Below are 20387 nucleotides of genomic sequence, written 5' to 3' on the forward strand. Positions count from 1 at the left end.
GCGTCTATTGCTCTATCAATGTTATGAAAACTGATCAAACAAGCTATCAGTGCTTAATCCTTCATGCTGCAAAATATCTTTTAAGCGGCGCAGTGCTTCTACTTGAATTTGTCTTACTCGCTCACGCGTTAAACCGATTTCACGACCCACATCTTCAAGTGTTGATGGCTCATAACCTAACAAACCAAAACGACGTGCAAGCACTTCACGTTGCTTAGGATTAAGCTCACCTAACCAGTCTACAATGTGCTTATTGATATCATTATTTTGTACTTCGCCTTCCGGGCCAAAGCCTTTTTCATCGGCAATAATATCTAACAATGCTTTATCGTTTTCACCACCAATAGGTGTATCTACAGAGGTGATTTTCTCGTTTAAACGCAGCATTTTAGTTACGTCTTCAACTGGTCGGTCTAAACACGCTGCAATTTCTTCGGCAGTGGGCTCATGATCCAGCTTTTGCGTTAGTTCACGTGCGGTGCGTAAATAAACGTTAAGTTCTTTCACTACATGGATTGGTAAGCGAATTGTGCGGGTTTGATTCATGATGGCGCGTTCAATTGTTTGACGGATCCACCAAGTCGCATAGGTCGAAAATCTAAAACCACGTTCAGGATCAAATTTTTCAACGGCGCGGATCAAACCAAGATTACCTTCTTCAATTAAATCAAGTAACGCAAGGCCACGATTGTTATAACGGCGGGCGATTTTAACAACTAAACGTAAATTACTTTCAATCATTCGTTTACGAGAAGCGCTACAGCCTTTTAATGCTTTGCGGGCAAAAAAGACTTCTTCTTCAGCACTTAATAATGGCGAAAAACCAATTTCACCTAAATACAGCTGAGTCGCATCTAAATTCTTAGTGATTTCCTCTTTGGCAAATATTTCATCTTCTTTGTCATCATCTTTATCGACGTCATCTAATAATTCAGAGTCTGTATCAGCGACAGCTATATCATCAAATTTATCATCAATCGCATCTTTCGTTTTTTCTATTTTTGCTGTGTTACCCATGAGCGTACCCTCAAGCAAACAAGTGATCTTAATCACTATGATCAATACCCGACCGATAGCTAAGGCAAATACTTCTCAGGATTAACAGCTTGTCCTCGGTAACGGATTTCAAAACGCAATGCCGTCACTTCAGAGTCTGAACTGCCAATCTCGGCTATTTTTTGCCCAGCTTTCACATCCTGTTTTTCTTTAACTAGCAACTTAGAGTTATGTGCATAGGCACTAAGATAATCATCATTATGTTTCAAAATAATTAAATTACCGTATCCTCTAAGTGCATTACCCGCATAAACTACAGTCCCTTGTGCTGCGGCAAAAACAGCGACACCTTTTTTATTAGTAATTTGTAACCCTTTATAACCGCTTTCCTTGGTTGAAAAACGCTGAGTTACTGTTCCTTTAGCTGGCCACGACCACTTAACTTGGGTCGAGGACAAACTGTTATTTTTACTAATTTTCCTATTGGCTTGTTTTTGAACATACTCTCGTTGTTTTGGCTGATCAAGCTCTTTCTTTAATTTTTTGTTATTTTTTTGTATGTCACTTGTAGACTTTTTACTCGGTTTCGTATATTTTTTATGCCTTTTTATTTTTTCAGGTACATTATTAAAAGAAATTGTTTGCCCCGGTTGGATTATGTAAGGGGCTGGTATGCCATTATTTTTTGCCAACGTGCGGAAATCTTGCTGGGCGCTAAAGGCTATCGAATATAACGTATCACCTTTTTTAACCGTGTAGCGGTCACCATTAATATTTACTTTACTAGTATAAGGTTTAACACTGGTATTTAAACTACTGACCGGAGCAGGGGCATGTCGAGATGAGCAGGCACTGAGCAAAACACTTGTAAATAAAGTAACATAGAAGACGTACTGTTTATTCATGGTGTTTTGCTCCTTGTGCTAAAAGTAGTTATTTAGATGCTTAACGTAATAAAAAGTATGCAACCACCACTAAAATCACTACCCCCCAGCCAAGTACCTCAACATATTGACGTAATTTTTGCTCCATTTTTACTCCGCCCCACTTCATTAGCGCTGAAACTAAAAAGAACCGCGCACCACGCCCGACAGCAGAGGCTAATAAAAAAGGTAAAAACGCCATGTGCAAAAGCCCAGCACCAATAGTAAATACTTTATAGGGTATTGGCGAAAAACCGGCTAAAAACACCACCCATACGCCATAATCTTTAAACCAGCTTAAAGCGGTATTAAACTTTTCTTGCCAACCCATTTGCGCTATTAATGGCTCTACTACAGGTTCAAACAACCAAAACCCGAGCAAATAACCTAAAATACCGCCAAGCACCGAAGCAACTGTAGCAAAAGTAGCATAGCGCCATGCTTTGCTCGGTTGTGCAAGCGACATCGGCGCAAGCATTACATCGGGTGGAATAGGAAAAATAACCGATTCAGCAAAACTCATCCCAGCTAAATAACGCTCTGCGTGGCGATGTTTTGCCCACACTAATGCCATATCGTATAACTTAGTAAACAATTTCAAAGTGACTTCCTATTCAATGTCGCCAGGGACTAAAGGTACAAATCTAACTGGCGCAATAACATGTTGAGTAAATTTTTCGCCTTCGCGCACAACCATAACCAGTTGTTGATCTTCATTACCGATTGGCGCAATCATCACCCCACCATCACTGAGTTGATCAAGTAATGCCTGCGGGACTTGCGATGCAGCGGCGGTTACAATGATGCCATCAAACGGCGCTTGTGACTGCCAGCCTTGCCAACCATCGCCATGTTTCATGGAAACGTTGTATAAGTCTAGGTTATGTAAACGGCGCTTAGCCTGCCATTGTAACGCTTTAATTCGCTCTACCGAAAATACTTTTGAAAAGGTTTTCGCCAGTACCGCTGTTTGATAGCCTGAACCCGTGCCTATCTCAAGTACTTTATCGCGCACGCCAGCCAAACGCAGTAACTCGGTCATACGGGCAACAATATATGGCTGTGAAATTGTTTGTCCTTGACCTATTGGCAACGCCGTATTTTGATACGCTTTATGCTTAAGTACATCATCAACAAATACATGACGTGGAATATCAGCAATAGCGCTGAGTACCAATTTATCTTCAACACCTTCACGCTGTAATAGGTCAGCGAGCGCACGGGCACTTCGAGTATAATTAGCCAGCACCGTTGATCTCCATTGTTTTAAGCCACTCACCAACCGCAGCCAAACTATCTTTCGCTGTCATATCAACACTTAGTGGCGTAACCGATGCATAGCCATTATTGATAGCATAAAAGTCTGTACCTTCTCCGGCATCACTTTCGGCACCTAAAACCCCATACCAATAAATGTCTCGTCCCCATGGATCTTGTTGTTTAGTCATGGTTTCTGCTTTATGACGCGCACCTAAACGCGTTACTTGCACGCCTTTTAGCTCAGATAACGGAATATCTGGCACATTAATATTGATGATTTGATCTTTTGGCAATGGATGTGACGCCAGCTCTTTAATTATGCTGACAGTCACCGCTGCTGCCGTTTCAAAATGATTGCCTTCTTTTGAGCACAAAGACACCGCCACTGCGGGCAAGCCTAAATGACGTCCTTCGGTTGCTGCTGCAACAGTCCCTGAGTACAAAGTATCGTCACCTAAATTCGCGCCATGATTAATGCCAGCCACAACTAAATCGGGCTTTTCATTAAGTAATTCATTCACGCCCAAATGTACACAATCAGTGGGCGTACCATTGACCGAAATAAACCCGTTATCTAGCGTGGTAGCACGCAGTGGATTAAGTAGCGTCAGTGAGTTACTTGCGCCACTGCAATTGCGATCAGGTGCAACTAACGTTACGTCTGCAATTTGCGTCAATGCCTGATACAACACTGCAATACCTTTTGCATTAACACCATCATCGTTACTTAGAAGAATTTTCATTTTCAGCGTCCTGTTCTTTATGTACTCGTGGGCTTGCATCTGTGTAATCCACCAGCTCACGTAACAATGCCGTGGCAAAGGTGCCTTTGGGTAAACCAAAGCTCAATTTAATGGTAGTTTCATCAATCGTTTCAACGGTTAAATCTTGTGGGATCAAACGCAACATTCTGCGCTCATTTTTCAGCCCTAACTTACCAAGCCCTTCACACCAATCTTGATACGGCTCTAGCCATATTTTTTCTTGTTCGGTGAGGCCTTTTTCGCTAGTGCCGACCAATGGCGCAGACATCATAATATCGCCAGAGGCAAGACGAGCGATATTTTCATCGCTAATGGCATCTTCAAAAAATGCATTGCTACCACTGAGCATAAACACTTCACGGTGCATGGTTTTAGCTAAGCCGTGCTCAGCAACACGCAAATTCACTATTTGATTAAACACATAAGAACGTGCAGCAGAGATAATTAAACCACGTAGTTTTTTGTCACGAATGCGCTCACCGGCAAACATCTTTTTAGCCATCACTAAATTATGACCATCGTGACCAAAGCGTTGTTCGCCAAAATAGTTAGGCACCCCGGCGCGTACCGCGTTGATACGACAAAGAATGTCTAACGGCTGAGTTACATTACGCAGAATAATGCTGAATTTATTACCTTTGTGGCAGCCAGTCCGCAGCTTACGATTATGCCGTTGCTGAGCAATGATAAACAGTGATTCACTGTTTAGCTCAGTAAAATCAATGTCTTTTTTAATGGGTACTGGCACACTAAACCACTGACTACATACTCCGTGGCGATCTTTCATACCAGCGAAGCTGACATCACGTGGCGAAATTCCCGCTTTTTGGGCAAGTAATTTAGCAACGTATTGGGTATTTTCGCCTTTTTTAACGACCTGTAAACAGACGTGTTCACCACTGCCAGTAAACTCTATGCCTAAATCCTCATCAACCATAAAATCTTCAGCAGTGGTTTTAAAATCTGCTTTAGATAATGGTGCACCGTATAAATAATTTAACTCGCTCATAGTGATTGCTTGCTCATGATAACCACTGCATGACTTGAAATACCTTCTTTTCGCCCTTCAAAACCGAGCTTTTCAGTGGTTGTTGCTTTGACATTTACCTGGTCCAGTTCAGCATTTAAATCGGCGGCTAAATTTTTACGCATGGCTTGAATATGCGGCAGCATTTTTGGCGCTTGCGCTACTATCGTTACATCCGCATTACCCAGTACATAGCCTTGCTGCTTAGCTAAATCAACAACATGGCGTAATAAAATACGGCTATCTATATTCTCATATTCACTGGCGGTATCAGGAAAGTGCTTGCCAATATCGCCCATTGCTAATGAGCCTAAAATAGCATCGCATAGTGCATGGATCGCAACATCACCATCAGAGTGCGCTAAAAAGCCTTGTGGGTAAGCAATCTTTTCACCACAAATAGTTAACGGGCCTTCGCCACCAAATTTATGGACATCGAAGCCATGGCCTATACGAATCATGATGCATTCTCACTATGTTGTTTTTGGAGTAAAAAGTTGGCTAAATCTAAATCTTCTGGAGTGGTTATTTTAATATTATCGCTACGCCCAGCCACTAGCTTTACGGGCTTATTCGCCCATTCTATTGCCGATGCTTCGTCAGTGATCGTAACCTGCTGAGCAAGCGCAGTTTGCAATGCCTGCATTAAATCGTGGTACTTAAATAATTGCGGGGTCAACGCCTGCCATAAGTCATCCCGTGGCACTGTTTGTTGGCTATGAGTTGCACCGCGCTTAATGGTATCTTTCACTTTGCTTGCTAATATACCGCCCTCGTCAGCGTTAATACACTCACTAAGTAAGCGCTCAATATCAGCCAAGGTAACCAGCGGCCTTGCCGCATCATGCACTAACACCCAATCAGGCGGGTTATCTGCAAGCGCTAATAAACCATTAAGTACAGAGTCGGCTCGCTCTTTGCCGCCACTTGCACGGACAATGCGCTGATCAATAAACTCCAGTGTAGCAAAATAAGGATCATCATCGCTGACGGCCACCACAATAGTCGTTAATTGTTTGAGTTGCGCTAGTTTAGCAAGTGTATGTTCAAGAATTGTTTTACCAGCCAAGCGAATGTATTGCTTCGGTGCGCTATGTTGCATACGGCTTCCCACGCCAGCGGCTGGGACTATGGCTGCAAGGGTATAATTAGTTGTCATTTTGTTGCTGCCCGGGTAAAACACGAATAAATGTTTCGCCGGGTTTGATCATCCCTAATTCATTTCGAGCGCGCTCTTCCACACCTTCTTGACCAAGCTTTAAATCTTCAATATCGGCTTTAAGCACTTTATTACGTTTGATCAATTGAGCATTAGTATCGTGATGTGAAGTAACAGCAGCTTTTAAACGACTATAATCTTGTACACCGTTGTGGCCAAACCATAATCGATATTGTACAAATAACGCTAAGCACAGCAGCGTGAATTGAAACAGTCGCATTAAACACTCCTTGATTTTACTCTACCAGTACAAATTTATAATGCGATTAAGGCTACTGGTATTATATTTTTTTAACTCGAACATGGGGACGTTTTAAATTACGCCAATTGATATTGCCTGCTAGCAGCATTTCTCTCAGTGATAACGTTCGCGGTGTCGTGCGTTTATCAAAAGACCACTGATGGCCACAACAAGCAGCGGCCATTGTTGCCTTTGTGGGCTTTAATAACACCACCGACTGCCCTTCAAGCGGCTGACCTTGGCAGTCAAACCAACCATGCTCATTACAATGAAGTTTATTGTCGCTTACTTGGTCGATGCTGTCTATTGCAACACGGGTTTGATTTGCGCTATTGAGTAAAAGCGGAACAATTAAACCTACATTTTTATGTGTTTGATAAAAATCATCATTATTTTTTGCGTTGGGAGGCTGAGCTTTTTGCTTATCAAGCCAACAGCCATTGTGCGGATCTAACTGAAAAGGAACTTGACCATTTACCACGGCCGTTGCTGCGCGTTCTATATAATAAGGAAGACTTTTTAATCGCTTGCGTAAACGCTGTTCATTAACTTCAACAACTAATTGACCTATTTCCCGCGCATAAAAAGCATTACACAACTGTGCATATAGCACACGTTGTGTATCTGATTGCCAAATATCGACTTGTTGAAAGGGGTCGCTTGCAGCCAACGATCATACTCTAAAACATCTAGTTGCTTGTTTTATAGCACAGTATTGACTGCTTTTTAAGCTCTGCTCTTTACAAAAGCAAAGCTCAGGTTACTTAACTTGTGACTTTATACCTAATTTAGCATCGCCAGTTTCTAAAAACTGCACTACTTCATCACGTTTCTTACCTAATAACAGACTACCATCAGCTAAAAACATAAAATTTTGCCAATTGCGTTTAAACACATCAAAGCTGGTTTCGATAATATTATCGCGGGCGATACAAAAATACACTGTGGTATTAGCTTGCCAACCTAAGTGCGCAAGGATCTCAGCTGGCAGTTGCTCAGAGCCGGCTTCCCATGCAGCTTCCCAGTGAATAGTTTGCGAGAAATTGTCTTCGTTACCACACCAGTCTGTTTTTTCAAAAAAATCAGGATGGTCATGTTCACGGCTCACCATGGTGCTCCATAAAACAGCGGCACGCTCATGGCTCATAGGTTTAATTAAGGCAAGGTCTTGTTCTGTTACTGGCGCATCTTTATGACGAAAAACCCACGCTTTTTTGTAATCATCTAACGAAATATAGTTCATAGTATTGGCAAATTAGTTAGCATTAAAAGTGCAAAGACAAATTATACAAGAGATCAAAACATGACTACAGCAATAAAACCAAATACCCTCAAATCAGGCATATACCAACACTACAAAGGCCCTAAATACAAAGTGCTTTATGTTGCCACTCACAGTGAAAGCCAAGAGCAATTGGTGATTTACCAAGCCTTATATGGTGAGTTTGGCATGTGGGCGCGACCACTTAGTATGTTTTTAGAAACCATTGAGAAAGAAGGCCAAATTATTCCTCGCTTTGCATATATTGGTAACTAATATGGTTCGGGCTAACTTCGGACTAACTAAAAAACATTCATAAATGCCGCTTGAACAAGTTCGACCTTTTTTTGCTCTTTAGGATTTTTTTTATACACCAAAGACAAATCAAACTGATAAGTAAGTGAGCTGGGCTTAATGATGCGCATTTTGCCATCATTTAGCTCTTGCTGAATATAACTTTGCGGCATGTAACCTAAATAACAGCCCGATAAAATCATGGTTTTACGGGTATCAAACTGATAAGACTTAGCAGCTAAATTTAACTTTTTTAGCTGTTCTCGGCCATTTGCATCAATATCAATTCCCGGGTGTACCGAGGGGCTTTGAGCAAGCATTTCGCTACTTATTTTACTATCTACCACATTAAAAAAAGGGTGCTTGTCGCTACAACATAAATAAATGGCATCGCTACTTAATGATTGATAACTAAGCCCTTCAACTTGTTGATACCCAGGAAATATCCCTAAGTGCGCTTTATCTTTTAATAGCGCTTTTTCAATATCATGAATACTGCCACCATCAAGTACCAAATGTAAGTTTGGCGCTTGGGTATGAATATATCGGATCACTTCTGCTAGTTTTTGCTGCTGCGCTGGGCTAATTTGGTCAGCGCATAAAATTACAAGCTCACCACTAAGTTCATGCCCAAGGGAGCCCACTAACAAAGAAAAATCATCAAGAGATGCAAATAATTCAAGCACTGCATGATAAACAGCTTGCCCTTCTTGAGTCAGCGAAAATCCACCGCGACCACGTAAACACAGCTTTAACTTCATGCGTGTTTCAAGATTACTCATGTGCAAACTAATGGTTGAACGCGTGATCCCTAGCTCATTTTCAGCTGCGGCAAAGCCACCATTTTCAACCACCACCCTAAAAATACGCAGTAATCGTAAATCATATTCAGCAATCGGTTTAGGAATAATCGAAGTTTTAGCCATAGCTCTACATCAAAGCAACACAGTAATGTTTGAATATTACCAAACATAAGGTTGAATGTTTAGTATTTAATCAAGTTTATAAATCAGTTTCAATAGTTGAAAAGTGAACTTGAGGTAACACAATGGACAAGTTAAACGATCAGCAATTATTCAAACAGTTTTCATATATAAACGGCAGCTGGCACAGTAGTGAAACTCAGCTTGAAGTAACCAACCCAGCCAATGGTAAGCGTATTGCGATGGTAAGCAACTGTGGTGTAACTGAAACAAACATGGCTATTAAAGCCGCTAAAAACGCGTTTAAAATGTGGTCGGCTAAATCGGCTAATGAACGCGCTAAATTAATGCGCAATTGGTTTGGCTTACTAATGCTGCACCAAGATGATTTAGCTCGTATTTTAACCCTTGAGCAAGGTAAACCGCTCAATGAAGCAAAAGGTGAGATAGCCTACGGCGCAGCCTTTATTGAATGGTTTAGCGAAGAAGCTAAACGCGTTTATGGCGATACAATTCCAGCTCCAGCTGGCGACAAACGCATTGTAGTTATAAAGCAACCCGTAGGTGTGGTTGCCTCAATCACGCCGTGGAACTTCCCCAACGCCATGATCGCCCGCAAAGCTGCTGCCGCATTGGCAGCGGGCTGTACATTTGTCGCCCGCCCTGCTGCTGAAACCCCCCTTTCAGCGCTTGCGATGGCGGAGCTTGCCGAGCGTGCAGGTATTCCTGCGGGGGTATTTAATGTGGTGGTAGGTGATGATGCTAAAGGTATGGGCAAAGTATTAAGCGAGCACCCAGATGTCGCTAAGTTTACTTTTACCGGCTCCACAGCGGTGGGCAAAATATTAATCAGCCAATGTGCTTCTACGGTTAAAAAAGTATCAATGGAGCTTGGCGGAAATGCCCCCTTTATTGTATTTGATGATGCCGATATAGATGCTGCTGTAACCGGTGCTATTGCTTCTAAATATCGTAATGCAGGGCAAACCTGCGTGTGCACTAACCGTATTTTAGTGCAGCAGAATGTGTTGGCTGAATTTACCGAAAAATACACTCAAGCGGTCGCTAAACTCACCATCGGTGATGGCATAAAGGAAGGCGTAACCATTGGCCCAATGATCTCCCAAAAAGCAGCTAAGCAAGTGGCTCTCTTAGTCAGTGAATCAATCGCCGCTGGCGCTAAACTTGTCCATGGCGGCCAGTTTGATAGCGCCGGAGATAACTTTTATCAACCCACTATTTTAAGCCATGTTACCAATGATATGCCGATTGCCAACAATGAAATTTTTGGCCCGGTTTCACCTATTATTAGCTTTAACGATGAACAACAAGCCATAAAAATTGCTAACGATACCGAATATGGCTTGGCTGCTTACTTTTTCAGTCGCGACATAGGCCGTATTTGGCGGGTAAGTGAAGGGCTTGAATATGGCATGATCGGCATTAACGAAGGACTTATTTCAAATGCAGCCGCCCCTTTTGGCGGTGTTAAGCAGTCGGGTAACGGACGTGAAGGCTCAAAGTACGGCCTTGATGATTACCTAGAAATTAAATATCTGTGTATGGGTGGCATTTAACCCGCGCTTTAACAACTTATATAAAGAGACATTATAATGAATAATCAAGACTTACAAGCAAGAAAAAGCCAAGTAATCGCCCGCGGCCAAGGCAATGTTTATCCCGTATATGTAGAACGTGCTATCAATGCTGAAGTATGGGACGTTGAAGGCAAACGCTATATTGATTTTGGTACTGGCATCGCGGTGTGTAATACCGGCCACAGCCACCCAAAAGTTGTCGCTGCGGTAAAACAACAAGTAGATAAGTTTAGTCATACCTGTGTGATGGTTAACCCTTATGAGGTGGCTGTTACTTTAGCTGAAAAACTCACTGAGCTTGCTCCTGGGGATTCAGCCAAAAAAGCTATATTTGTCTCAACTGGCGCAGAAGCGGTTGAAAACTGTGTAAAAATAGCGCGCGCACATACTGGCCGCCGTGGTGTAATAGCTTTTAATGGCGGGTTTCATGGCCGCACTAATTTAACCATGGCACTGACGGGTAAAATTACCCCGTATAAAAATTTATTTGGGCCATTTCCTAGTGATATTTTTCATGTACCATTTCCCAATGACTGTCATGAAGTCTCTGTTAAAGCCTCATTGAAAGCGCTTGAAAACTTATTCAAAGTTGATATTGCCCCTAGCGATACAGCGGCAATTATTATCGAACCCGTACAAGGTGAAGGTGGTTTTTATCAGGCACCAAAAGAGCTACTAGTTGCACTACGTAAACTATGTGACGAACATGGTATTGTGCTCATTGCCGATGAAATTCAAACCGGCTTTGGTCGTACAGGTAAAATGTTTAGTTTTGAGCACGCAGATGTAGAACCCGATTTAATGACCATGGCCAAGGGGATTGCTGGTGGTTTTCCAATTGCTGCTGTGGTTGGAAAAAGTGACATAATGGACGCGCCACTACCAGGAGGGCTTGGCGGCACTTATGGTGGTTCCCCAGTTGCGTGTGCAGCCGCACTTGCCGTACTTGAAGTGATTACAGAAGAAAACCTTATTGAGCGCGCAAATAAACTCGGGCAGCTATTTAATGAGCGCTTATCAACACTGCAAAGCCAACACCCTGCGCTTATTTTAGATGTACGAAATCAAGGTGCTATGATTGCCATAGAACTGGTTAATAACGCTGATAGCGAGCAACCAAATACAGCTCTTACCCAAGCCATTATTACGGGTGCTGCTGAGCATGGTTTAATTTTATTAGCTTGCGGTTTTTACGGTAATGTTATTCGCTTTTTACCTGCACTCACAATGAGTGACGACATCGCGAATGAAGGACTTGATCAATTTAGTGCTTTATTTAAATCACTTATTACGGCTTAATAAAAAGCAAGTATAACAATAATGGGGAAAAGCATGGCGACCAGCTTAATTCATATCGATCATGGTCTTGCAGAGAGTTTGCAAAGCCAGATCCGTAATAAATTGGTTGAAGGTATTTTAGTCGGCTCATTTCCCCCAAATACCAAACTGCCCTCATCACGTAAATTTGCTCAGCAACTTAAAGTATCGCGTAATACCATAGTACTGGTATATCAGGCGTTAATGGATGAAGGCTATATAATAACTAAAGAACGCAGCGGTATTTTTGTTAACGAGCACATTAATACCGGGCGGGTGAAAAATTTAGCCAAAAGTAATAATCGCACGCTTGCCAAGCAACAAGCAAATGCCCCGACCACTAACAATCAACATCGTTTTAAAGGTGCTATTGCCACCACTTATGAAGCAGCTTGCCCCTATAATTGGCGACGTTACTCCTACCCTTTTATAGATGGTAAATTTGACGCCTCTTTATACCCTGTAAAAGAATGGCGAGAAGCCAATAATCGCGCGAATGCCAGTGGCGAAATTTACCAGTGGTCTGAACTTCAAGGCTTACAAGACGACCCGATGCTGCTTGATGAAATACGCAGCAAAATTTTACCAAGACGCGGCATTCAAGCCAGTCAAGATGAAATATTAATTACTGTAGGCACACAACAAGCCTTGCATTTAATTACCCAACTATTTGTAGACAGCTCAGTCAACGTGGCCGTAGAAGAACCCGGCTACCCAGAAATGCGAGAACTACTACTGCAACAAGGCGCTAATTTAATTTATCAACCGCTGGATGACCAAGGCTTAATTATTAACGATACGCTTAATGACTGCGATATTATTTACACCACACCAAGCCACCAAACGCCGACCAGCATTACTATGTCGATGGCACGCCGTGACCAATTATTACAGCAAGCGCAGCAGCAAAATAGTTTAATTATTGAAGATGACTTTGAATTTGAAAGTAACTTTTTAGGGCAACCTCATCCCGCCCTGCGTAGTTTAGATAAAGACAACCGTGTGGTGTATGTGTCGTGCTTGTCTAAAGTATTAGCGTCAGGCGTGCAAATTGCCTTTATTGTTGCCGATAACCAAGTTATCCAAGAACTCAAAAAAATTCGCAAAATGGTCATGCGCCATCCGCCGATCAGCAACCAACGTGCTGTTGCCTACTTTTTATCGTTAGGTTACTACGACAGTTTTATGATGCAGCTACACAAAGTCTTTTTTGAGCGTTGGTTAGAACTGCGCGAAGCACTCAATATATATTTACCAAACTGCATTGATACTGGCCCTATTCAAGGAGGAACTGCCTATTGGATAACCGGCCCAAGTCAGTTAGATGGTGAATATTTACGGGAGAAAGCCGCAGAGCAAGGTATTTTAATAGAGCCAATCAAGCGTTACTTTGCAAGCTCTGAACATCCTGCCAATTGTTTTAGAATGGGTATTACTAGCTTACCCAGTGATAAAATTCGTATGGGTGTGAAAAAACTGGCTGATTTAATTCATCAACTAACTGCTGAGTTTGAAGAAAAGCTATCGAATGCCAAAGGCAGTTTATTGACCAGCAGCGCACTAACCAAGGTACTCAATGGCGCAGTACTTGAGTGTCAAATGGTGTACGGCGTAGAGTGCATTATAGAGTTAAGGAGCGATGGCACTATGCATGGAAAAACAGGCGGTAAAGACAGTGAGATTGATAGCGGCCGCTGGTGGATTGAAAATGACATTTACTATCGTCAATGGAATTTATGGGGCTATGGTGAGGTAAAAGGCTTCTATGTCATTATGGATGGTCAACAAATGAAATGGTTTGATCTTAACTACTGCTTAGTGCGCCAATTACAATGTTTAGATAAGATAAAATAGCCAGTTTTTACTCTGGCACCATAACAGAGTAAAAACTGGCACTACACCCACCTAGCCAGATGCAGCTAAAGTAACATGAACGTTACATTTAAAGAGCAACTAAATGAGCCACTTTTCTATTGCAGGCATGCAACTATCATTACCGAACGGTAATAACTTAGCCGTTATCGGGGCGGAAATAACTAAAGCCAAAAAACGCTTCCCTTGGTTAGACATGATAGTACTCAGCGAGTTATGCACCTATGGACCAGAAAAAAAATACGCCAACACATTACCTAGTGACGCTGAGAAATTTTACTGCCACCTAGCTAAAGAGCTAAACATTTGGTTGATACCAGGCTCAGATTACGAGCAGGTTGCAGAGCATATTTATAACACTACCTCGGTAATTAATAACCAAGGTAGTGTTATTGAACGATATCGGAAAATATACCCTTTTTGCCCTTATGAGCAAGGCGTAACTCCAGGAAGTGATTTTGTCGTTTTTGATGTACCACAAGGGCGTATCGGTGTCGCTATTTGCTACGATTTGTGGTTTCCTGAAGTCGCTCGCAGCCTTGTCTGTAAAGGGGCTGAAGTGCTCATTTACCCTACTTTAACTGGTACTATCGATCGTAGTATTGAGCTAACTATGGCGCAGTCAACGGCCGCGATGAACCAATGTTATGTGCTAACAGTAAACGGCACCGGTGAATATGGTAATGGCCAATCAATTATGGCTGCGCCTGATGGCAGTGTTATTTACAAAGCCAGTAATCAAGCTGAGGTTTTCCCTATCGAAATTGACTTTGCCGTTGTTAGGCGTAACCGAGAACGAGGTTTACATGGTCTTGGTCAACCATTAAAAAGCTTTCGCGACAACCCCATCGAATACCCATTTACAAACCAACAACAGCGTAGTCAAAGTGCGCTTGGGCAATTAGGTGAACTTAAAATTGCCCAAAACGATAAACGGTAGAATCTAAAATGACTGGCACCATATAAAGCAACAATCTGGTACTAGGCTTAAAAACAAAATGATCTACTCTAAAAACAGTACAAAAATAAAACAACAGGTCTGGGGAATAATATGAAAACAACAACGTTCAACAAAACCATGATATCAAGTGCTGTGAGCGCGGCTTTATTAATGTCAGCAAGTGCATTGGCCGCAGAATCACAAGAGCAAGTTGACGCTGAAAAAGGCAAACTAGAGCGTATTGAAGTTACCGCCAACCGTCGCTCACAAAGCATTCAAGATGTACCCTATAATATTTCTGCAGTATCTGGCGCTGAATTAGAGGATGCAGGCATTGTTGATTCTTCAGAGTTAATGCGCAACGTAGCAGGCATTACTGTTGTAGATCGTGGTTATAGAAACTCAGGAGCCGTCAGCGGTATCATTATTCGCGGCGTCAACGTAGATGGCGGTGCCAATGGTGATGTGGCGCTTTCAGCGGTACCGACCGTCGCTTCATATATTAATGACACTCCCATGTACGCCAATTTTATTTTAAAAGATGTTGAAATGGTCGAAGTACTGCGCGGACCGCAAGGTACTTTATATGGCTCTGGTTCTTTGGCTGGTACCGTTAGGTATCGTATGAACCGCCCAGACACCGATTTCTTTTATGGTACTGCGTCCGCCAACTTAAGCCAAACCGAAGGCTCCGAAGGATTTAACCTAAACACAGATGTCATGCTTAACTTACCAATTACTGATAACTTTGCTGTACGTGCCAATCTTGGCAAAATAGATAACGATGGCATTGTTGATTACACCAATGTGTATAACCTTGCAGATAACAGCCGCCCTCCGGTTGGCGCATTTCCAAGTGAAAACTTTGATCCTAATGGCGGTTTTGTCCCTTCTGCAGGTTATAACCCACCTGCGATAGACGGTGATGTAGCAACTGGTGGTAATACTTTTAGAAGTGTAGAAGATGCTGACACTGTTGATATCACTTATGGTCGTGTATCTGCCTTTTGGCAAGCAACAGATGAGCTAAGCTTACTACTCTCTCATCAGTTTCAAGACGATGAAATAGGTGGTCGCCGTCAAGTAACTCGTGGAACTAACTGGGTAGATGGCACAGAGCAAAATTATGATGATTATGAAAACGGTGCTGTGATCCTTGAACCATCAGAGCGTAATGTGTCATTAACTGCACTTGAGGTGGAATGGGATTTAGGCTTTGCAACCCTGACTTCAAGCTCCTCATCATATACTCATGAGGGTAACTCACTAAGTGATAATACCGGCTTTTATGCAAAAAACAGCTGGTTTTCAGATTTATATTACGGCACACCCCGCCCTCTTGCAGTAGCTGATCGCGGCTATAAAGAAGAAGCCTTTGTACAAGAAGTACGCCTCGTATCGAATGAACGTAAAGCCAATATTGACTGGGTAGTGGGTGCGTATTATATGGACCAAGATACACTTTCAACGCAAGACAGCTATATGCCCGGGTATCAAAAGTGGGCGTTTAGTGCCTTTGATTGGTGGCCAACAATGCAAGGTTTTGGCATGGCTTATACAGATAACGATTTTCATTATGTACGCAACCAAAGCTTTAAGGATAAAGCCTTATTTGGAGAGTTGACCTATCACTTTAGTGACAAACTTAGGGCAACTGTGGGGATGCGCTATTTTGATAACGAATTTACTAATGACACCGTATTAGCTCTGCCTATTTGGCCAAACCTAACTGAAGAGCCTTACTTTGAAACCAGTGAAGATAATGTGTTGTTCAAAGGTAATATATCGTACGACTTAAACGATGAAGCCATGGTTTACGCCACCTACGCTGAAGGTTACCGTCGCGGGGGGGCTAATGCAGTGCCGCTTTCAGGTGATTTAGCCGAGCGCCCCGAGTGGCAACAATATAAAGCAGATATGGCCACTAACTATGAGTTTGGTGTTAAAGGATACCTAGGAGATGGTGCCCATAGTTATACCGCCTCAGCCTTTTTAATCGACTGGGACGACCCGCAGCTAAACACGGCAACAACATGGGGGTTTTTCTCCGTTGCTAATGGAGAATCAGCGCAAACATCTGGTTTAGAGTTAGAACTTCAAGGTTATTTAAGTGATGACGTTCACTACAGCTTGGGCTATGCCTACGTACAAGCTGAGCTCACCGCTGACTTATATGTACCTTCAAGTATTGCCGCTGAAACCCCGCTGAGCTTACAAGCTAAGGACGGTGATAAGTTACCAAGTACACCTGAGAACACTTTAAGTGCATCAATTGATTACACCCAAACATTAGATAACGGTATGTATTGGATCACTTTACTAAGCGCTTACTATCAGTCTGACTCTTTAAACTACTTAGGTGAAAGTGAAAAGCTACAAGCAGATATTGATGGCTTCTCAATCTGGAATTTAAGCAGCCGTTTAAATCATGAAGACTGGGACGTTACCTTATACGTGAGTAATTTATTTAATGAAGACGGCGTTACTGGCACTATACCTGAGGGGTATATGGGCACAGAGCCCTCACAAAACTTTTTAGGCAATTCATCAAAAGACTATATTAGCCGTCCGCGTACTATTGGTATAAATGCCTTGTATCGCTTCTAAATAAAATGAGGTACATCAAATAGATGTACCTCACTTACTAAAAAATAGGTGTATTAATAATGATAAAAAAACGCTACTTTCTAATTAAAATACATAACTTTGCTAGTCAACATGCAATTTAAACAATCACAAAATCAAAGTTCAATTGCCAATATTGAATCGCAGCTAGATATTGCCTGGAGCTATATAAATCAAAAAAATGTAGCGCAAGCAAAGCAAGCTTGTCATGTAGTTAATACACAATATCCAAGCTCTGCAGACGGATGGTATGCCACTAGCTTTTTATCGTTGCAACTAAAAGAGTTTACCCATGCACTTAATACTGCCGATAAAATGCTCACCCTTGAACCTAACGAGCCACAATGGCTGATCCACAAAATTAATATTTTACTCAATGTGGATAAGCAAGCGGCAACTGTACTGAGCGAAAAACTAAAAAAACAGCCATATAGTCAATTTAAAAACATCATTGATTGCGCTAATTTATTTACTAAACTTGCAGATTACAGTCAGGCACAATTTTATTACCAACAGGCTATTAAACAGATAAATGAAGCCAACCAGCCTAAAGCCGCAAGCCAACTATATTTTAATTTAGCGTCCGTAGAGCGGTACTTAGGTAATATCAACCACGCCGAAACGCTATTAAATAAAGCAATAAGTTTAAATCCAAACGATACTGAAGCTTACTTTTTACGTTCTAGCCTAAAAAAACAACAAACCAATAATAACCATATTAGTGAACTCACTTTACGTTTACAAAACCAGCAATTATCGCCATTGGCTAAAACACAGCTTTATTATGCACGAGCAAAAGAACAAGAGGATATAGCTGATTACACCAACAGCTTTAACAGTTTACAGCAAGGTGCAAACGTGAGAAGAGCGAATATGCGCTACGCCCCAATCACAGATATTGAAACCTTAAAACAAATAGCTACAACCTATAACAGCGATTTTTTTAAAACGCATGAAACCGCGCCTCGATGCGAAAATAGCCAAGCTATTTTTATTTTAGGCTTACCACGTACAGGCTCAACATTAGTAGAACGCATTATTAGTCAGCATGACCAAGTAGTCAATGCCGGAGAGCTTAACGACTTTGCACTGCAAATGATTAGTGAAGTTAAAACACACACACACACACACACACCTCCACAATCTAAAGCTGAGCTTGTAAAGCTCAGTCAACATATAGATTTTAAGTCACTCGGTGAAAGTTACATTAATCAAGCTCGCCCTGAGATTACAACGCATCAGTGCTTTATTGATAAATTACCGCTCAATTCATTGTATATTGGGCTTATTCACCAAGCTTTACCCAATGCAAAAATAATTCATGTTACGCGCCACCCGATGGACACCTGCTATGCCATGTATAAGCAATTGTTTACTCATGGCTACCCGTTTTCGTACCAATTAGATGAGCTTGCTCATTATTATGTGGCCCATCATCAGTTAATGCAGCACTGGCATAAAATACTGCCGGGAGTTATTCATCAAATAGCCTATGAAGATCTGATTAGCGATGTTGAGCAACATGCTAAAAAATTAATCAAGTATTGTGCTCTCGACTGGCAAGCACAATGCTGCGATTTTGACAAAAATATCGCACCTTCAACCACTGCCAGTGCTACACAAGTAAGACAAAAAATATACCAAAGTTCAAAAGGTAAATGGCAACACTTTGCTAATGAGCTATCACCTATACAAAAAATACTAGAGCAAGCAGGTATATGTTGTGACTAATCAAAAAATAGATTATTTGGCGATTAATCAATAGCTGCGAGCAGGAGGTTACCATGGCAGAACAAACTTATAACAATAACCAAGGCACTCACCTAAACCAGCTAAGCGGCTTATTTAGCACTATAAAAGTACATCCAGATAGCGCTTGGGCGCGGATCATTTTAGCGTTTTTAACCACCGCTGGGATTTTTTATATTAATATCATGCCTGCCGTCGTTAATGGCTTAAAAGAAGGTGGCGGCTTCACCAGCCAACAAGCAGGCTTTGTCAGCTCAGCTAATTTATATGGGGCTGCCATTGGCGCGCTCGCAGCGGTTTTTTTAATTAAACGCATTCAATGGCAGCGCTTTGCCTATACATTATTAGTTATTTTGCTAGCTATTGATTTTTCTTGTATTTATATAAGCGAACCAACTGTAATGATTGCCACTCGCGCAATACATGGCCTTGCGGGCGGGTTACTAGTGGGCATTGGCTTTTGTATTATTTCACGCACCTTTGAACCTGATAAAACATTTGGTTACTTACTACTAATTCAATGGGGGCTAGGCGGTCTAGGTATTATGTACCTACCAGCCCTAACGCCTGAATTTGGTACTGCTGGGCTATTTTTTGCACTTATGGCATTTACTGCTGTTTCATTAATTATGTTGCCATTTTTGCCTCATTATTCAATCTCAACACCTGTCACTGGCAATCAAACCACACCTGAAACAGTACTAATAACTAAACCACCACGGTTATTGTTGGGCTTAAACCTTTTTGCTATTTTCTTATTTCAAGCCGCTAATATGGGGCTGTTTGCTTATATGATTGAGCTTGGTACTACCGACGGCCTTAAAATAGAGTTTATGAGCAATGCATTAGGCATGGCAAGCTGGGTAGCACTTTTTGGTGCCCTACTCGTTATTATTACCGGCACCCGTTTTGGGCGCACTGTACCCGTTTTAGTCGCTACACTTGTCACTGCGTTATGTAGCTGGCTTTTGCACTTTAGTGGCAACGACATGGTGTACTTAATTACAAATATTATTATTGGCATTACTTGGGCTTTTGTATTGCCTTACTTATTCGGTATCTGTGCCGAGCTTGATAAACTCGGCCAAGCAGCGGCAATGGGAGGCTTTGCCTCTAAAATGGGTTTAGCATCCGGTCCTATGGTTGCCGCACTTATATTGCAAGACGAAAATTACCAGCAAATTATCGACTTTGCGGTGATTGGCCTAATTGCCTGTGCTGCGGTAGCATTTTTACCTGCACGCACACTCGATAGACACAAGTAAACAACTCTGAACAAAGCCTGTCTTATAAATGACGGGCTTTTATTTTTATCTGGATTATCTGGCTCTACTGAAACCTCCCTTTTGGCTCTACTGCTATTCACTCACTCTTCTAT

20 protein-coding genes are annotated in these 20387 nt (G+C 41.9%); 8 read left to right on the forward strand and 12 right to left on the reverse strand.

What is annotated here, in order from left to right; all coding sequences use genetic code 11:
• Positions 1-21: 21 nt before the first annotated feature.
• From rpoS to H5183_RS09425, 11 genes are all read right to left on the reverse strand, one after another.
• Complete coding sequence (rpoS, locus tag H5183_RS09375) at positions 22-1017, reverse strand: RNA polymerase sigma factor RpoS (protein WP_145235280.1); 996 nt, start codon at positions 1015-1017, stop codon at positions 22-24.
• A 59-nt stretch (positions 1018-1076) separates the two neighbouring features.
• Complete coding sequence (locus tag H5183_RS09380) at positions 1077-1901, reverse strand: peptidoglycan DD-metalloendopeptidase family protein (RefSeq protein WP_182731530.1); 825 nt, start codon at positions 1899-1901, stop codon at positions 1077-1079.
• A gap of 40 nt (positions 1902-1941) precedes the next feature.
• Positions 1942-2520 (reverse strand): YqaA family protein, encoded by a 579-nt coding sequence (locus H5183_RS09385; protein ID WP_145235276.1) that lies wholly within the window; start codon positions 2518-2520, stop codon positions 1942-1944.
• A 9-nt stretch (positions 2521-2529) separates the two neighbouring features.
• On the reverse strand, positions 2530-3168 hold the full coding sequence (locus H5183_RS09390; RefSeq protein ID WP_145235274.1) for a protein-L-isoaspartate(D-aspartate) O-methyltransferase: 639 nt from the start codon (positions 3166-3168) through the stop codon (positions 2530-2532).
• Positions 3158-3922 (reverse strand): 5'/3'-nucleotidase SurE, encoded by a 765-nt coding sequence (gene surE, locus H5183_RS09395; protein WP_145235272.1) that lies wholly within the window; start codon positions 3920-3922, stop codon positions 3158-3160. Before surE ends, H5183_RS09390 begins: the two co-directional genes overlap by 11 nt.
• On the reverse strand, positions 3903-4952 hold the full coding sequence (gene truD, locus H5183_RS09400) for a tRNA pseudouridine(13) synthase TruD (RefSeq protein WP_182731531.1): 1050 nt from the start codon (positions 4950-4952) through the stop codon (positions 3903-3905). The genes surE and truD overlap by 20 nt, the downstream gene beginning before the upstream one ends.
• Positions 4949-5431 carry a 2-C-methyl-D-erythritol 2,4-cyclodiphosphate synthase gene (gene ispF, locus H5183_RS09405; RefSeq protein ID WP_182731532.1) on the reverse strand — a complete coding sequence of 161 codons (483 nt, stop codon included), beginning with the start codon at positions 5429-5431 and terminating at the stop codon, positions 4949-4951. The genes truD and ispF overlap by 4 nt, the downstream gene beginning before the upstream one ends.
• On the reverse strand, positions 5428-6129 hold the full coding sequence (gene ispD, locus H5183_RS09410) for a 2-C-methyl-D-erythritol 4-phosphate cytidylyltransferase (protein WP_182731533.1): 702 nt from the start codon (positions 6127-6129) through the stop codon (positions 5428-5430). The genes ispF and ispD overlap by 4 nt, the downstream gene beginning before the upstream one ends.
• Positions 6119-6409: a cell division protein FtsB gene (gene ftsB / locus H5183_RS09415; RefSeq protein ID WP_145235264.1), complete on the reverse strand. Its 291-nt coding sequence runs from the start codon at positions 6407-6409 to the stop codon at positions 6119-6121. Before ftsB ends, ispD begins: the two co-directional genes overlap by 11 nt.
• Before the next feature lie 61 nt (positions 6410-6470).
• Entirely contained in the window at positions 6471-7100 is a 630-nt protein-coding gene (locus tag H5183_RS09420; RefSeq protein WP_182731534.1) for a hypothetical protein, read from the reverse strand.
• 90 nt (positions 7101-7190) lie between these two features.
• On the reverse strand, positions 7191-7673 hold the full coding sequence (locus H5183_RS09425; protein WP_182731535.1) for a DUF2947 domain-containing protein: 483 nt from the start codon (positions 7671-7673) through the stop codon (positions 7191-7193).
• 60 nt (positions 7674-7733) lie between these two features.
• Here H5183_RS09425 and H5183_RS09430 point away from each other — a divergent pair, with 60 nt between their 5' ends.
• Positions 7734-7967, forward strand: a complete 234-nt coding sequence (locus H5183_RS09430) for a DUF1653 domain-containing protein (RefSeq protein WP_182731536.1) — start codon at positions 7734-7736, stop codon at positions 7965-7967.
• 26 nt (positions 7968-7993) lie between these two features.
• Here H5183_RS09430 and H5183_RS09435 read toward each other — a convergent pair whose 3' ends face one another.
• Complete coding sequence (locus tag H5183_RS09435) at positions 7994-8911, reverse strand: LysR family transcriptional regulator (protein ID WP_182731537.1); 918 nt, start codon at positions 8909-8911, stop codon at positions 7994-7996.
• Between the two features lie 122 nt (positions 8912-9033).
• Between H5183_RS09435 and H5183_RS09440 the strand changes: the two genes are divergently transcribed.
• The 7 genes from H5183_RS09440 to H5183_RS09470 all read left to right on the forward strand — a co-directional run bounded on the left by H5183_RS09440 (position 9034) and on the right by H5183_RS09470 (position 20274).
• Positions 9034-10485 carry an NAD-dependent succinate-semialdehyde dehydrogenase gene (locus tag H5183_RS09440; RefSeq protein WP_182731538.1) on the forward strand — a complete coding sequence of 484 codons (1452 nt, stop codon included), beginning with the start codon at positions 9034-9036 and terminating at the stop codon, positions 10483-10485.
• Between the two features lie 36 nt (positions 10486-10521).
• Positions 10522-11805 (forward strand): 4-aminobutyrate--2-oxoglutarate transaminase, encoded by a 1284-nt coding sequence (gabT, locus tag H5183_RS09445; protein WP_182731539.1) that lies wholly within the window; start codon positions 10522-10524, stop codon positions 11803-11805.
• Positions 11806-11838: 33 nt separating this feature from the next.
• Positions 11839-13677: a PLP-dependent aminotransferase family protein gene (locus H5183_RS09450; RefSeq protein ID WP_182731540.1), complete on the forward strand. Its 1839-nt coding sequence runs from the start codon at positions 11839-11841 to the stop codon at positions 13675-13677.
• 103 nt (positions 13678-13780) lie between these two features.
• Positions 13781-14635, forward strand: a complete 855-nt coding sequence (locus H5183_RS09455) for a carbon-nitrogen hydrolase family protein (RefSeq protein ID WP_182731541.1) — start codon at positions 13781-13783, stop codon at positions 14633-14635.
• A gap of 111 nt (positions 14636-14746) precedes the next feature.
• Positions 14747-17242, forward strand: a complete 2496-nt coding sequence (locus H5183_RS09460; RefSeq protein WP_182731542.1) for a TonB-dependent receptor — start codon at positions 14747-14749, stop codon at positions 17240-17242.
• Between the two features lie 111 nt (positions 17243-17353).
• Positions 17354-18991, forward strand: a complete 1638-nt coding sequence (locus H5183_RS09465) for a sulfotransferase (protein ID WP_182731543.1) — start codon at positions 17354-17356, stop codon at positions 18989-18991.
• A gap of 53 nt (positions 18992-19044) precedes the next feature.
• Positions 19045-20274, forward strand: a complete 1230-nt coding sequence (locus H5183_RS09470) for an MFS transporter (RefSeq protein ID WP_182731544.1) — start codon at positions 19045-19047, stop codon at positions 20272-20274.
• The last annotated feature ends 113 nt before the right edge of the window (positions 20275-20387 follow it).

The sequence above is a fragment of the Pseudoalteromonas sp. SR44-8 genome (genome assembly GCF_014163635.1).
In the GTDB taxonomy this organism is placed as follows: Bacteria; Pseudomonadota; Gammaproteobacteria; order Enterobacterales; family Alteromonadaceae; genus Pseudoalteromonas; species Pseudoalteromonas rhizosphaerae.